This is a genomic window from Psychrobacter sp. PAMC 21119 (genome assembly GCF_000247495.1).
In the GTDB taxonomy this organism is placed as follows: domain Bacteria; phylum Pseudomonadota; class Gammaproteobacteria; order Pseudomonadales; family Moraxellaceae; genus Psychrobacter; species Psychrobacter glaciei.
The window spans coordinates 1-15,372 of record NZ_AHVZ01000017.1; the positions used below are offsets into that span (position 1 = coordinate 1).

At 42.8% G+C, this 15,372-nt stretch carries 17 protein-coding genes; 16 read left to right on the top strand and 1 reads right to left on the bottom strand.

The genetic code is table 11. From position 1 onward, the window contains the following. The 14 genes from RH96_RS06390 to yfaE all read left to right on the top strand — a co-directional run. Positions 1 to 371 (top strand): LysR substrate-binding domain-containing protein (locus RH96_RS06390; protein WP_010198745.1); only part of this gene is annotated, 371 nt, incomplete at its 5' end. Positions 372 to 408: 37 nt separating this feature from the next. Then, positions 409 to 663 carry a bestrophin family ion channel gene (locus RH96_RS06395; protein WP_227500952.1) on the top strand — a complete coding sequence of 85 codons (255 nt, stop codon included), beginning with the start codon at positions 409 to 411 and terminating at the stop codon, positions 661 to 663. Positions 664 to 792: 129 nt separating this feature from the next. Further along, entirely contained in the window at positions 793 to 1,440 is a 648-nt protein-coding gene (gene tenA / locus RH96_RS06400; protein WP_010198749.1) for a thiaminase II, read from the top strand. Between the two features lie 176 nt (positions 1,441 to 1,616). Continuing rightward, positions 1,617 to 2,315, top strand: coding sequence for a class I SAM-dependent DNA methyltransferase (locus tag RH96_RS06405; RefSeq protein ID WP_010198752.1), 699 nt, complete (start codon positions 1,617 to 1,619; stop codon positions 2,313 to 2,315). 345 nt (positions 2,316 to 2,660) lie between these two features. Next, on the top strand, positions 2,661 to 2,981 hold the full coding sequence (locus tag RH96_RS06410; protein WP_051000722.1) for a YbeD family protein: 321 nt from the start codon (positions 2,661 to 2,663) through the stop codon (positions 2,979 to 2,981). Between the two features lie 510 nt (positions 2,982 to 3,491). Further along, positions 3,492 to 5,768, top strand: coding sequence for a class 1a ribonucleoside-diphosphate reductase subunit alpha (gene nrdA / locus RH96_RS06415; RefSeq protein WP_010198756.1), 2,277 nt, complete (start codon positions 3,492 to 3,494; stop codon positions 5,766 to 5,768). A gap of 106 nt (positions 5,769 to 5,874) precedes the next feature. Next, positions 5,875 to 6,876 (top strand): DUF4238 domain-containing protein, encoded by a 1,002-nt coding sequence (locus tag RH96_RS06420; RefSeq protein ID WP_010198764.1) that lies wholly within the window; start codon positions 5,875 to 5,877, stop codon positions 6,874 to 6,876. Between the two features lie 266 nt (positions 6,877 to 7,142). After that, positions 7,143 to 7,508, top strand: coding sequence for a hypothetical protein (locus tag RH96_RS06425; protein ID WP_010198766.1), 366 nt, complete (start codon positions 7,143 to 7,145; stop codon positions 7,506 to 7,508). Between the two features lie 47 nt (positions 7,509 to 7,555). After that, entirely contained in the window at positions 7,556 to 7,801 is a 246-nt protein-coding gene (locus tag RH96_RS14955) for a hypothetical protein (protein WP_141629702.1), read from the top strand. Positions 7,802 to 7,880: 79 nt separating this feature from the next. Continuing rightward, positions 7,881 to 8,132 carry a type II toxin-antitoxin system Phd/YefM family antitoxin gene (locus RH96_RS06430; protein WP_010198768.1) on the top strand — a complete coding sequence of 84 codons (252 nt, stop codon included), beginning with the start codon at positions 7,881 to 7,883 and terminating at the stop codon, positions 8,130 to 8,132. Continuing rightward, positions 8,122 to 8,409 carry a type II toxin-antitoxin system RelE family toxin gene (locus RH96_RS06435; protein ID WP_010198775.1) on the top strand — a complete coding sequence of 96 codons (288 nt, stop codon included), beginning with the start codon at positions 8,122 to 8,124 and terminating at the stop codon, positions 8,407 to 8,409. Before RH96_RS06430 ends, RH96_RS06435 begins: the two co-directional genes overlap by 11 nt. A 94-nt stretch (positions 8,410 to 8,503) precedes the next feature. Continuing rightward, positions 8,504 to 8,887 (top strand): hypothetical protein, encoded by a 384-nt coding sequence (locus tag RH96_RS06440; protein ID WP_010198777.1) that lies wholly within the window; start codon positions 8,504 to 8,506, stop codon positions 8,885 to 8,887. Between the two features lie 67 nt (positions 8,888 to 8,954). After that, positions 8,955 to 10,088: a class Ia ribonucleoside-diphosphate reductase subunit beta gene (nrdB, locus tag RH96_RS06445; protein ID WP_010198779.1), complete on the top strand. Its 1,134-nt coding sequence runs from the start codon at positions 8,955 to 8,957 to the stop codon at positions 10,086 to 10,088. 196 nt (positions 10,089 to 10,284) lie between these two features. Next, entirely contained in the window at positions 10,285 to 10,551 is a 267-nt protein-coding gene (yfaE, locus tag RH96_RS06450) for a class I ribonucleotide reductase maintenance protein YfaE (RefSeq protein WP_010198781.1), read from the top strand. A 120-nt stretch (positions 10,552 to 10,671) separates the two neighbouring features. On the opposite strand, the gene RH96_RS06455 is transcribed toward yfaE, so the two are convergent. After that, complete coding sequence (locus RH96_RS06455) at positions 10,672 to 12,012, bottom strand: S1C family serine protease (RefSeq protein WP_010198783.1); 1,341 nt, start codon at positions 12,010 to 12,012, stop codon at positions 10,672 to 10,674. A gap of 300 nt (positions 12,013 to 12,312) precedes the next feature. Here RH96_RS06455 and RH96_RS06460 point away from each other — a divergent pair, with 300 nt between their 5' ends. Together RH96_RS06460 and RH96_RS06470 are read left to right on the top strand one after the other, a co-directional pair. Next, complete coding sequence (locus RH96_RS06460; RefSeq protein ID WP_010198785.1) at positions 12,313 to 13,134, top strand: Nif3-like dinuclear metal center hexameric protein; 822 nt, start codon at positions 12,313 to 12,315, stop codon at positions 13,132 to 13,134. Positions 13,135 to 14,143: 1,009 nt separating this feature from the next. Next, positions 14,144 to 15,352 (top strand): transglycosylase SLT domain-containing protein, encoded by a 1,209-nt coding sequence (locus RH96_RS06470; protein WP_010198789.1) that lies wholly within the window; start codon positions 14,144 to 14,146, stop codon positions 15,350 to 15,352. The last annotated feature ends 20 nt before the right edge of the window (positions 15,353 to 15,372 follow it).

Here is a 15,372-nt window from a genome sequence, read left to right on the forward strand (position 1 = left end):
ATTATCTGCGCTATTTTCCTTGTTTGACTGCAATTTATCTCACTTTTATCCTCATTTTTAAAATGAGGACATGCCCTAAAAACAAGCAAGTTTATAAAATAAGAATGAGTAGCAATCGAGCCTCTAACGATGGTGATCTGGTCAGGCGCTGGTGTGTCGAAGGAAAAGGACTCGCTGTAAAATCCTGCTTGGATGTTTCGAGTGACATATCAGAAGGCAAGCTGATTCATATCATAACCGACTATCAAGCAAAGCCAAGTGAGCTTTGGCTCATCTGCCCAAGTAGGCAATCGATAACCCCTGCGGTCAGACTGCTCAGAGACACCTTAAGAGAAAAATGTAAGGCGCTTTTGAGTCGTTTAGCCATATAGTTTTCACGCTATTGTATAATGCACGGCTTCAATCTATCTGTATTGCATCCTGTTGCCTTTTGGCTTGGTGGCCTCACTCGGTTGGGCCACTCCGTTGATTTCTGCTGTGATCGCTTATACCTTCTTTGGTTTTGATGCCCTTAGCGAAGAGCTAGAAGAACCTTTTGGCTTGGCAGCTAACCAACTACCCCTGACTGCCTTATCACACACAATCGAAATCAATCTGCGAGAAGCATTAGGAGACACGGATATCCCACCTGATATCGCGCCTATCAATGGCTACTTACCGTAAGTCGCATCAGCAATTGAAAACCTAGCTGTCCAAATGTATGATGCCACTATACTTGGTACATCCCTTGCTAATAATGCATGAGTTCGTCTACCATCTGCTTACTCACATTGATAAAAGTAAGTGAACACTATGAATTACCAAACGCTACGTCACCATTGTCCAACTTGGGATGATTATATTCAGCACGACTTTGTCAAGCAGCTAGCGGCAGGTACGCTCGCCCCTGACAGCTTCCGCCACTACCTCGTCCAAGACTATTTATATTTGATCCACTATACTCGAGTGATGGCGTTGAGCGTGTATAAAAGCGACACGCTGGCGCAAATGCGCGTCGGTCAAGCAGGCATCAATGCCATGCTCGATATGGAAATTGGCATGTATTTGGACTTCTGCCACCAATGGGGCATAGCGCTTGAAACCGTCGAGAATGCGCCTGAATCTACCGTAACTATCGCCTATAGCCGCTATATATTAGACGCTGCCCTGTCAGGCTCACTGGCTGAGCTGTATGCCGCTATTGCCCCTTGCTTGATGGGTTATGGTGAAATTGGCAAACGCATCAAAGCCGAAGAGTTCATCACGGGCAATCCCTATCAACCATGGATTGATGTATTTGCTAGTGATGCGTTTCAAGCGATTACTGCGCAGAACGAAGAGCAGATCAATGAACTACTGGCACATGCTAGCCCTGCTCAAGCAGACAAGTTCCAACAGTTATTTAATACTGCTTCACGGATGGAAGTGAATTTTTGGCAGCAAGCATTAGATCTGTCATAACTCGTATTTTTATAGCAAATTTAACTTCACGTACTATTCAATATAGTTGATTCAATTTAAAAGAGTGATAAGGCAACCGAGTGCAGATGTATGAGTAATACTTTAAGCGAGGTTAACACTGTCACTCTTTTATAGTGGATTAACGATACAATAAAAAATCCTCAAGGAGAGACACCATGGCAGCATTTGATGAACACGCAAGCGCGTACGATAGCTGGTTTTTTGACAATCAAAACTTACTGACTAGTGAGCTAAAATTAGTTGCCCATTTCTTAGATAAAAACAGTGAGATATTGTCTATCGGTTGTGGTAGCGGATTATTTGAATCACTACTAGCAAAAGATTATGATATCCATATCAAATATGGTATCGAGCCTTCTAAAGACATGGCCGCCGTCGCCGAAAAGCGCGGATTGCAAGTAGATATCAGCCCTGCTGAAACTTGCGAGATTGAGCCCAATAAGTTTGACATTATTATGTTCAACGGCAGTGTCAGCTATATCAGCGATTTAGATGCCTGTATTAAAAAAGCCTTTAACGCTCTAAAAACTGGCGGCAAATTGATTCTGATCGATGTACCAAAAGAGAGCGGCTTTGCCAGCTTATACAATTTGGCCAGCTCGTTAGGCACTTGGGAGCATCCGCTACTTGCGCACATCTCCCCTGCTGACCCTTATCCTATTGAACTGGTAAAATCAGCCAATTGGCGCACCTCAGATGAAAAAATCGCGCTGATGCAAGCCAATGGTTTCGTCGATTTTGAGTATGCGCAGACCTTATTGACCCATCCAATGTATGCCAATGTTAAGGTACAAGAGGTCATCGAAGGTTATGACCGTGGGGATTATGTGGCGGTTTGTGGTTATAAAAGATAAGCGGTCGCTATCAGTACCCTGTCCGTACCGTAGCCGAAGGTTCGACATACCCTAATGTACTGTCGTCGCTATCACAGGACTTGAATAATAGGCTTAGTGCCACTATAAATGGGCAATAAAGCTCTTATCCAAATATAGTCAAATCCATATAAATCCGCTACATCGTCATCCGCGCTAAGCATACTAATGTATAACTTGCGCTCGGTTTACTTGTATCGAAATTATTTGAATTCAACTATAGCTCATATTTAAAAAAACGAGGCAAATATCATGAGTGATAATTCAAAAGATACTGATAATCAAAGCACCAACCAAAGCAGCAACCAAAACACCAAAGACGTCACCATGACGGATCTGACACCCAATGAAGGTGTCTTAAAAGGCAAAAAAACCGACATTCAAAATCCAGAGCTGTGGGATTTTCCAATGAACTACCCTTTGAGTATCATTGGTCATGAAGGTGAGCATGAAAGCTTACTTAATGAAGTGAAGCTCATCCTCGGTAGCCAGTTCCCTGATTTTGATTTGGCCTCGATAGAAGTCAAGCCGTCGAAAACGGGTCGCTTTCATTCAGCGCGTGTCAATTTATACCTCACAGCAGCCGATCAAGTGAATACACTTTATGCGTCACTTGACGATGCAAAAACGGTTCGCATGGTCGTATAAACAGGTAATGGGTGTTTAGAAAAAAACCCCCTTTTCCGTCCAAATCGTCACTCACTATTGATAACATACGGGTGGCGATTTTTTATGGTTTGGTGTACAATCTGCGCCCGCATTATTGCCGCTCTGATCACTATCATCAGTCGACAATAACCGATAAAATAAAAATCAAACCACCACGATATTTTTACAAAAAATTTATGATGAGCGCATTTGCGTCTAACCCTTATCCCATCGTCCTTTGCCCAAATCTGGACCGTCTACAACCTCGCAGCAACATAGTTTTAGTCTAAAATCAATATAGTATTTTCAAAATTTTCCCGCTATATTGTGCCTACCAATTAACAAACACGCTATATGTAGTACTCAGTGATTTTAATCATCATTATGAGTAGCGGTAGTTTTTTGCCTAAAAAAACTGGCTATCGCAACCCAGCATCGTAGCGTTATAAAGAATGTCTGCCGCCGATTCAGCGCGCAGCATCACAATAAGCAATCAAAATAGAGGCCAGCATGACACATATTGACAAAATCCAAGTAACCAAACGTGATGGACGTTTAGAGCCTATTGATTTAGACAAAATTCACAAGGTGATAGCGTGGGCCGCTCACGGCTTGGACAACGTGTCTGTGTCGCAAGTTGAGCTAAAGTCGCACATCCAGTTTTATGAAGGTATCAAGACTCGTGACATTCACGAGACCATCATCAAATCTGCCGCCGACCTTATCTCTGAAACGACGCCTGATTATCAATATCTAGCGGCTCGTTTGGCTATCTTCCATCTGCGTAAGATTGCTTACAATAGATTCACGCCGCCACATCTATTCGATCACGTTACAACCCTAACTGATGCTGGCAAATATGATGAGCATATCCTAGCTGACTATAGCCGTGCTGAATTTGACGAGTTAGAAGCGTATCTCGATCACTGGCGCGATATGAACCTTGCGTATGCAGCCGTTGAGCAAATGGCAGGCAAATACCTCGTCCAAGATCGCGTGAGCAAAACCGTCTTTGAAAGCCCACAGTTCTTGTACATGCTGGTTGGTATGTGCTTGTTCAGCCGTTACGAAAAATCAGAGCGTATGAACTACGTGAAGCGTTTCTATGATGCGACTTCAGAATTCAAAATCTCACTACCAACGCCTATCATGTCTGGTGTGCGTACGTCATCGCGCCAGTTTAGCTCGTGCGTATTGATCGAATGTGGCGATAGCTTAGACTCAATCAACGCCACCACTAGCGCCATCGTACGCTATGTGTCACAGCGTGCTGGTATCGGCATCAACGCGGGTCGTATCCGCGCCCTTGGTAGCCCTATCCGTGGCGGCGAAGCACAACATACTGGCTGTATCCCATTCTACAAACTGTTCCAAACGGCCGTTAAATGCTGCTCACAAGGCGGCGTCCGTGGCGGTGCAGCGACTCTATTTTACCCATTATGGCATTTAGAAGTTGAGTCGTTACTGGTACTGAAAAACAACCGCGGCGTCGAAGACAACCGTGTCCGTCATATGGATTACGGTGTCCAGTTAAACAAAACGATGTACACGCGCCTCATCAAAGGTCAAGACATCTCGCTATTCTCACCAGGCGATACTCCGGGCTTGTATGATGTGTTCTTTGAAGATCAAGACAAATTCGAAGAGTTATACACCAAGTACGAAAATGACCCTGCTATTCGTAGCCGTCAAATCCCAGCAGCAGACTTGTTCAGCCTAATGATGCAAGAGCGCGCCAGTACTGGTCGTATCTATATCCAAAACGTCGATCATTGCAACACGCATAGCCCATTTGACGCGACGGTTGCGCCGATTCGCCAGTCAAACCTATGTATGGAAATTGCGCTACCGACCAAGCCACTTGATAACATCAATGACGAAGAAGGCGAAATCGCCCTATGTACGCTATCAGCAGTCAATTTGGGTAAAGTCGAAAACGTCAGCGACATCGAAGAGCCAGCCGAGCTAATCGTCCGTGCGCTTGATGCCCTGCTCGACTATCAAGACTATCCAGTAAAAGCCGCTCAAAACGGCAGCATGCGTCGCCGTACGCTCGGTGTGGGCGTGATTAACTATGCTTATTACCTTGCGAAGAATGGCGTACGCTATTCAGACGACTCAGCATTGGGTCTGACGCATCAAACGTTTGAAGCATTGCAATTCTATCTTTTGAAAGCGTCAAACAAATTGGCAAAAGAGCAAGGCGCTTGCCCTGCGTTCAATGAGACTACATATTCACAAGGCATCTTGCCAATTGATACGTACAAAGCCGACTTGGACAAAATCTGCCAAGAGCCGTTACATCTCGATTGGGAGACGCTACGTGGCGAGATCACTGAGCACGGTCTGCGCAACTCTACTCTAACCGCCTTGATGCCGTCTGAGACCTCTAGTCAGATCGCCAACGCGACCAACGGTATCGAGCCACCACGTGGTCTGGTCTCTATCAAAGCATCAAAAGATGGCATCCTAAAGCAGGTCGTGCCTGAGATTACGACGCTAAAAGATCAGTACGAGCTACTATGGCAAATGCCAAACAATGACGGTTATCTAAAGCTGGTCGCTGTTATGCAGAAGTTCGTCGATCAAAGTATCTCTGCCAACACCAACTATGATCCTGTTCGTTATGCTGGTGGCCGTGTACCGATGAAGATATTGCTAAAAGACTTGCTAAACGCTTATAAAATGGGTGTAAAGACGTTGTATTACCATAACACTCGTGATGGTGCGAACGATGCCCAAGCGGATATGGAAGATGATTGTGCTGGTGGTGCATGTAAGATTTAAGCTATTGATGGATGGCGGGCTTAAGTTTTTAAATCCGCTGTTTGCTATCGTTTAAATACTTGCTTGAAATCGAATTAATGAGTTGTACTATTCCTGTAGAAAGCGAATGAACTTAAAAAGAAAACATCATTTTGTCAGCCAGTTTTATTTAAGGAACTGGTATGACAGTAATGAAAAAATCATTGTTTGGGATGGACATAAAAAAATTTCCTCTAAATCAGAATCTATTGGCTTTCAAAGAGATTTGTATAAGTTAGCCACCCTTACCAATAAACAGTATGAATTGCTTGATAAGTACTTAGAAGATTGGGAACTCAAAAAAACATCCATTTATAAGCTTAGCTTTAAATATATATTAGAAGCACAAAGCATCTTTAGCAATGGCTTCAAATTTGTAAATCCAAAGGATTTAGACACAATAGACGAACTAAATAGTATTGAAAAAGAGTTTTCAACTAATATAGTCGAAGAAAGACTTTCCAGACAAGAAAGTTTATTTAGTCAAGTATTAGAAAAGTTGACTTCAAAGTCAATTAATATGTTATCGCTTAATGACTATAGTTATTTGGTACATTTTATTGTATTTCAGTATATGAAGACTCCAAAGAAAATAAAACACCTGATTTCTATCACTGAAGAGTCAGAAGTTTTTCGAGAAGCTAATTTCAACAACGAACAGTATAAAACTTTTTGGTTGATATTTACCCAGTGCTTTCAAGAAAGGGTTTATCTTTCAATTTTCAAACAACTTTACACAATAAAAATTTATAGTAATACCTCTAATATCAATTTTATAACTTCAGACGACCCTTGTTTCAATCAAAGAATTAATGAGAATGGTTTTTTAATTCAGCTCCCCATATCTCCTAAGATTATGATTGAACTAGCTCCCAACACTTACGATGATGATTTCACGAAAACAGCGGTCGATTATTACAGCCTGAGCAGTGACAATGCTAATGAAGTATTTCTCTCAGACTCCTTTGTAACTTTCGATAATATAGAAGAAGAACAAGTCATAGATTTAAACCAGAAAATATTTAGTAACCGTGATAGATTTATTTACGCACAGCAAGTAGATGATATTAGCACGTTAGAAACCGTATAGTATTGTAGGATGCGCCCAGCTCAACGATTGAATTTAAAAGGTGCATTAAATGCACCCTACGCCTATTTAAAATTAACACAGCGAGCGTAGGTTGGGTGGAGCTTGCGACACCCAACGATTTTAATTGAATAATACGTTGGGTGTCGTCCCTCGACACCAACCTACCTTTAGATCGTAACGGTTGTTGTAGGCTAGGTTAAAAACCTAGTTGTAGGGTGCGCCCAGCGCACCAATGAAATTCAAGAGTTTAAATAGGTTGAATATAAATGCAGCTGTCTTCACCAATAAGTTATAAAAGCTCTGCTAATGCAACAATTTACCGTGATGGTGGTTCGCTTGAATTAAGATTCACTGCAGATGACAATAGAAGTTACTGTATATTTATGGAAGTTGTTCATGACTCGCCAGATGATTGCAAACGTTATCATCCGCCGATGCTGTTTAAAGAGTCATTTGATATAAATAACAGTAAGCCTGAAGACTTTATCGGCTATCTAAATTGGCAACAGATTGAAGGCTTGATTAGCGAAATTAAGATGTGTATTGGTCAAGGTTTCAAGAAACATCCTGATATCGCATATTTTGAATTGATTGAAAATATTGCAAATGATAATGGTTGGCTTATTAAGTGATGTAGGGTGCGCCCAGCGCACCGATAATATTCAAATTGTGTATAAAAGTGCGTAAGGCGCACCCTACAAATTATTCCCAAACGGAAGAGTCATTAAGAAAAAAGAAAGACGCCCTAGCAAGGCTTTTTAGCCCCGACTATAGCGGTATCCTGCTGACGACGATGGCGATGCAGTCTGTGGCTGAACGTAGTATCGAGACAACAGGAATGCGGTCAGACACGATAGACTGCACGCCAGCGGCTAAGCAGATACAAGCGGTAGGCGGGATTAGCTACCCAAAATATTTAAATTGAACACAGTAACAAATAAGACCTAATTTTCGTGCTAAAATTAGCCCTATATTTAGAGCGTAATATTAGCGGAGAATGAGTCATGCAACCAATATTTGCCACACAGACAGCCAGTATCTCAGAATTAAAAGCCAACCCATCGGCACTGATCAAACAGTCAGATGGTGAGTCCATTGCTATTTTAAACCACAATAAACCCGTGGCTTACTTAGTTTCGACAGATGTATTCGAGCGCATGATGGAAGCGATGGACGACATGGCATTGAGCCAAACCATTAGCGCACGATTAAATGACGGGCAGATACCGATAAAGGTAACGTTGGATGACTTATAATCTTGAGTTTCATCCTTTAGCGTTAAAAGAGTGGAAAAAGATAGCACCAAATATTCAGCAGCAGTTTAAGAAAAAATTACAGCAGCGATTGTCAAACCCTCATGTGCCTGCGTCAAAACTATCGGGACATACGGATACTTATAAAATCAAATTACGCACTGTAGGGTATCGTTTGGTATATACCGTAAAAGATGATGTGGTGGTGGTTTATGTATTGGCAGTTGGCAAAAGAGAAAACAACAAAGTATATGACAATCTTGCGACGCGCCAGCCATGATGAAGCTAAGATATTGAGACATTTATCATAAAAATCGTCCAGCGCTATCATAGAAATATAGAAACACACAAACAATAAAAACGACGGAGGTCATGTGCAATATACCGCAATCATCAAAGACGGTGGTTTGTTTATCCCAAACGTATTTTCAGACCTAAACGATGGTGGCTCGCATATCGTACAAGTGGAAGTCGACATCGCAGACGTCCGTGAGCAATTAGGTGAAGGCATAGCAGTAAAACCAGAAGTATTAAAGAAAGACGCCGCAAAAGCACCCAAAAAACCAGTAAAGAGAGCGACCAAAAAAGACGTACAGAAAGAAATACAGCAATTATCAGATGATGAGGGTTTGAGTGCGCTGCGTAAAAGTGCCATCGATGAATTGGAAGCATTGGATGATGTGGAGCTGAGCGAGATATTCAAAGCGTATATGAATGATGGACAGACGCCAGAGCAGATATCACTAGAGCACTTGTAATCTAATCCAGTCAAACCCAGTCAAATCCCTATAAATTAATAACCGTATCAATTATAAAGGCAGTCCCATGACTTACTCGATTTTTTCTCAAACGCCAAACAATGCGCTAAAAGAGCCGATGTTCTTTGGTAATCCAGTCAACGTGGCGCGCTATGACCAGCAAAAGCACCCAATCTTTGAGCAATTGATTGAAAAGCAACTGTCGTTCTTTTGGCGTCCAGAAGAAGTTGATGTGTCAAAAGACCGTATGGACTTTGGCAACCTGTCCTCGCATGAGCAGCACATATTTTTGAGTAATCTCAAATACCAGACTCTACTCGACTCTATCCAAGGTCGTAGCCCAAACGTAGTGCTATTGCCATTGGTTTCGATTCCTGAGCTTGAGACGTGGATTGAGACATGGTCATTCTCTGAGACCATTCACTCGCGCAGCTATACTCATATCATTCGTAATATCGTCAATGATCCAAACATCATATTTGATGACATTATGCAAAACGAGCACATCTTAGAGCGTGCCTCTGACATTGCCCAATATTACGATGACCTGTACCGCAACTCGCAGCTATATAGCTTATACGGTGCTGGTACGCACAACGTCAATGGCGAGGAAGTGACTGTCGATTTGAGATCACTGAAAAAGCAGATGTATCTGTGTATCGTCGCGGTCAACGTCTTAGAAGCCATTCGCTTTTATGTGTCATTTGCCTGCTCGTTTGCCTTTGCTGAACGTAAGCTAATGGAAGGTAATGCCAAAATCATCAAGCTCATTGCTCGTGATGAAGCGCTGCATTTGACGGGCACGCAACATATGCTGAACCTCATGCGCAATGGCCGTGACGATCCTGAGATGGTCGAGATTGCCGCAGAGTGTTATGAAGAAAGCATCGAGATATTCCGCAAAGCTGCCGAGCAAGAAAAAGAATGGGCAGGTTATCTGTTCAAAGATGGTTCGATGATTGGTCTGAATAAAGACATTCTTTGCCAATATATCGAATTCATCACCAACTTGCGTATGGAAGCCGTTGGCTTGCCATCAGTATTCCCGAACTCTAAATCAAACCCGATTCCATGGATCAATACTTGGTTGTCGTCTGACAATGTGCAAGTCGCGCCGCAAGAGACAGAAATCAGCTCTTACTTGGTTGGTCAGATTGACTCAGACTTATCAGACAGTGATTTTGATGACTTTGAGTTGTAGAAGATAGTTTTTCAAGATTGAGCTTTTAATATAGTCGATTCATTATAGAATAAGTGTAGTGCTGCTGGGATAAGTTTTGCGCAGCCTCTGTCTGCGTAGGCACAGCAAGCAAGTAAAATTTATCCCAGTAGCACGTTATAATAATTGTACTTATTTTATTTAGGATTGACCATATTATAAAAAGATAGGATAAATTATGACGTGGGTAATGACCAGTAAAAAGCAATTCTACTTGCATGATGATGAAAGTCTGCTCGATGGACTGCTGCGCACTGGACACGACGTCAATTATCAATGTAAGGAAGGCTACTGTGGCAGCTGCCGGATAAAACGTATCGCCAGCTCACACGTCATTGACTATCCGTTTGAACCACTTGCCATGATTGACGAAGATGAAATCCTGCCCTGCTGCTGCCGTGTGCAAGGCGTCATCTATATCAATCATGACCCTATTGAGAAATAGAGCAAAACAAACATAAAAAAGCGCGCTATCTACATAAGATAGCGCGCTTTTTTAGTCTATTAGCTAAATGCATGTGCTGTCTCATAAACACATTATGAATCAGCACATCGTTATGACAAATTACTGTGCTGCGGTGTCTTGTTCAAACAGTTTCATTAGCTCTTCACGCATACGATCACGCTCAGCCTTTGACATCATGGGCGCTTCTTCATCGTTCTGAATGCTTCGCTCGGGCATCTCGCCCTCTTCCATTCCGCCTATGCTTCCCTCTTGTAGGACGACAGGACGCTCGATAGGTTCTTGTGCTGGGCGCTCTTCTAGCATTATTTTTACTTGTGCATTTTTACCTTGGCGTAGTATCTGTGCATCAAGCTCAGTATCTGGCGCTTTGCGAGCAACGTACTGAATCAAAGTATTGGCATCTGTCATTTCCACACCGTCGATTGTCAGGACGATATCGCCGACACGTAGACCACTCTTCGCCGCTGGACTTTGATCGATGACGTTTAGTACTTCTACACCAGTTGAGCTTTCAAGCTGCGTTGGATCACGTAGCTGCGATTGTATCTCTATACCTAGCCAGCCACGACTGACCTTGCCGTCTTTAATCAAAGCATTCATTACTTGCTCAACCAGCGCTGTTGGAATGGCAAAACCAATGCCCATCGAGCCACCAGAGCGCGAGAATATAACCGTATTGATACCGACCAACTCGCCGCGAGCATCGACCAGCGCACCACCTGAGTTACCTGGGTTAATCGCGGCATCGGTTTGAATGAAATCTTCGAACTTATTGACACCCAGCCCCGTACGTCCAGTCGCTGAGATAATACCTTGGGTCACGGTCTGACCGACACCAAACGGGTTACCAATCGCCAATGCCAAATCACCCACGCGAATAGGATTTTCGCGGAAGCCAAGTGGTGTCAATCCTGTCATATCGACCTTGATCACTGCCAAATCACTATCAGGGTCAGTACCAATGATTCTGGCACGGCTCTTACGACCATCGTTGAATGCGACTGTGATCTCATCCGCTTTTTCGATTACATGGGCATTGGTTACGATATAACCGTCCTCTGATACGATCACGCCTGAACCTAAGTTGGTTGATCCTTGATCTTGGGAAGGCCCACTATGATCTTCAAAGAACCGGCGCAGGATAGGATCATCCATATACGGATGCTCTGCCATCGTCTGGGTGGTATAGATATTGACCACAGACTGTGACGCACGCGCGACCGCATTATGATAAGAAGAAATAGGTGCTGGCGTATCTGCCACCGGCTCTGACGCCTGCTGATCAGCCGCTGAGGTTCTCGGCGGCTCCCATGTGGCCTCCGATGTCGACTTCATACTCGTGAACAACCAGATAAACGCTGCCAATACTAATAGCAATAAGACCCATGGCAACCATTTTAATAAAGATGCCTTGTTATTGGTGTTCTGGGATGACGACATATAGAACCTCTATAAATTTAATGCAAACGGACAGTGGGAAACAGAGTGAGATGCCTGCAATTTCTGAAATATTATTGCTTGGTTAGCGCTTGATGACCCGCTAGGCAGACTCACATGTATAAATTATAACCGCAATGCCGTGAAATAGTAACGTATCGTGTACCATTTCAGTTATCCATCTTGTCTACTCTTTTACAGCAGCATGTTAAAATAACTGCTACAAAAGTATGCCTTAAAGAGCGATTGAGTATTTTTCTCTTAAGTGAATGTGTTGTCCTGCAATAATAATAAGGAAATCTAATGACTGAGAACCATACGACATCTGAACCTTCGAACAAAAGTATCAGCGCGCAAGCATTGACGCAGTTTTGTGATGACTATCTATCTGCCAGTGCTTTTAAAGACTACGCACCAAACGGCCTACAAGTAGATGGCGGACGACCGATTCAGAGTATCGTAACAGGTGTGACAGCATGTGAAGCACTGATTGATGCGGCCATCGCTGACAATGCCGATGCCATTATGGTACACCATGGTTATTTTTGGAAAGGCGAACCTGCCCCTCTCATCGGCATGAAAGGTCGACGCATCCGCAAGTTGATGCAACATGGTATCTCTATGATTGGCTATCATTTGCCCCTTGATGCACATCCTGTTATTGGCAACAACGCAACACTTGCTGACATACTAGATATGACCATCACTGGTGCACTCTATCCTACCGAATCCCATCCCGTTGGCAACATCGCCACTTGCACACCGCAAAGCGCGGATAGTCTCATTGCAAAGATTACGCAAGCACTAGGGCGTGCACCGCTACATATTGCGGCCGAGTATAATTCTGGTAAAGAGGCAGAGAATAAAAGGCTTATCAAACGTGTCGGTATTTGTACGGGCGGCGCGCAAGATATGATTGAGCAAGCTGCCACGATGGGCTGCGATGCGTTTGTCTCTGGTGAGATATCAGAACGTACCACGCATATCGCGCGCGAGCTTGGTATTGATTACTTTGCCTGTGGTCATCATGCAACCGAACGTGGCGGTATTCAAGCGCTAGGTGAGAGAGTTGCCCAGAAATTTGGACTACCAGTGACTTTCATCGACATCGATAACCCAGCTTAACAATTAGAGTTAGTCATTAAATTCAGCCGTTATAAAACCACCTCAGTAGTAACTGAAACATATAGTGTAAGAAAGCCCATAATATTAAGTAGGTTAATCAAGTTTTAACCAATGTAGCAATAATGAGGGCATTTCTTACCGTCTATAGTCCAATTGTTAAGTTTTATCGCTCTTTTCTTAACTTAACTTGAATAATCTACTATATAACCGCATATTAGTAATTGAAGAAAGAACGTTTTGTCATGAAACTTCCCATTTATTACAGCTTCCGGTTATGGCACTAAAATAATGCTGGTAGTCATTTGAGACTTTATCATGCTACAAGTGATAAGGCTTTAAACTGCTATCCATTGAAATACTATGTTTGCACTATATATTTTAGCAACATGGTATTTTTTTATTTTTAGTGTCGCGATGATGGTATTAAATTACCTGTTTGATAAAAAGCGACACAAACTATCAAGCTTGGTTATTTTACTTACCCTTATTGCTGGACAAAAAACTTTAACAGCCAGCTATCCTATTACTAGTGAGTCAAGGTATAGCCAGCCATTAAAGTTAGCATCGTAAAAACAGATGAATGTATTTGCTTAATTAGCAAATGATTACATCAAGATTTTGCACGATGTCGTTGTCTCAATGACTTAATCATGACCTTACCTGTGTTTGACATATAGTTGTTTGGCCACTAGCCATATTTAGTTATCGATGAAGGAATCATCTGATTTATATCCTTCGCGTCGTTGTGCGTCCAGTTTTTAAAATAAATATAAAATATTATTTTAGAACGCTTTGATAACGCACCGATAGCTGGCTGACGACAAACTACCCCACTAACTCTTAGAGAGAGTACGCTAGTGGCGCTATAGTCAAGCAAGATAGAGTGGCATTTTTCCTATTAAAAGGTGCGACTTTATTTAAGATGCGATATCGATATATGTCAATATTATGGTCATATATTTGTACGTGTTTTTGCGGTAAGAAGGATGGCTAAAACTAGGAGACATCCATGCAGCGTATTACTTATCGTGTAAAAGTATCTGCGCAAGGGGCCAAACGCCGTATCTCATATTTACTGCGTCCATCTAAACGCCTACTGAACACTAAAAGTAACCTCGTTACATCCGTTAACCCTGTTACTTCAAGTCGTTTTGCCAGAACCAAAAAACTGGCACAAGTTTCTAGTATTGCCCTGCTCTCTTTACCAGCTGAGAGTTTTACTACCATGGATTCACAAGTGCCAACTTATGATCATGTCATGCTGGAGAATACCTTAACCATTGCCGCTGTACCAGGTGACAGCACTTATTTTGCGACGGACGGTTTTCAGCACGGCTTCGGTTATGACTTGGTACGTACCTATGCTGATGAGCTGGGCGTAGACGTCAACCTAAAAGCCTATGCCAGCGAAAAAGCTGCTCTCAGAGCGGTAAAATCAGGTAATGCTGACATGGCGTTGACGACAGCCAGCACCCAACTCAAAAGCCAGCTAAATTTGTCTTCTGTCAATGTCAGCTGCGGTTATGATGCAAGCTTGACCAAAAATGGTCTACATCCCAAGGTCAGCTGGACTTTCAATTCAGCCAATGATCCGCTATCGCAAAAAGCCAGTTACTTCTTGTGTGATAGCATCAAACTACAAAACACACAAAAACTAGCAGCGTTTTACAATCAGAACTTGTTAAAAGACGCTTATAGTCAGGATCACTTCCAAAAAACACTGACAGAAAAACTGCCTGATTATCAGTCTTCGTTTGAAGAGCAAGCTCGCAATTACAACCATGACTGGGAGCTATTAGTTGCTATGGGCTACCAAGAATCACATCTTGATGCCAACGCCGTATCTCCGACTGGGGTACGCGGCCTCATGATGCTAACCAACAATACAGCAAAAGCCATGGGCGTCTCAGATCGCGTCGACCCTTATCAAAGCATTGGTGGTGGTGCACGTTACTTAGAGCAAATGAAGTCAGACTTTGCCGATGTACCCAAAACTGACCGTATTTGGTTTGCCCTTGCTGGCTATAATATGGGTCCGAATGCGGTAAAAAGCATTCAACGTAAACTGAGAGCTCAAGGTATTGATGACAAAAGCTGGGCAAATATCTATGCTTACCTTGCTGAAAACAGAGCGTCGAACAGCCGTTATGGGCAAGCGATGCACTACGTTAGCAATATCAGAAGCTATCTTGAGACTATTAAAACTCAGACTGTTTAAGTGATTGTTTTCTTAGTGAT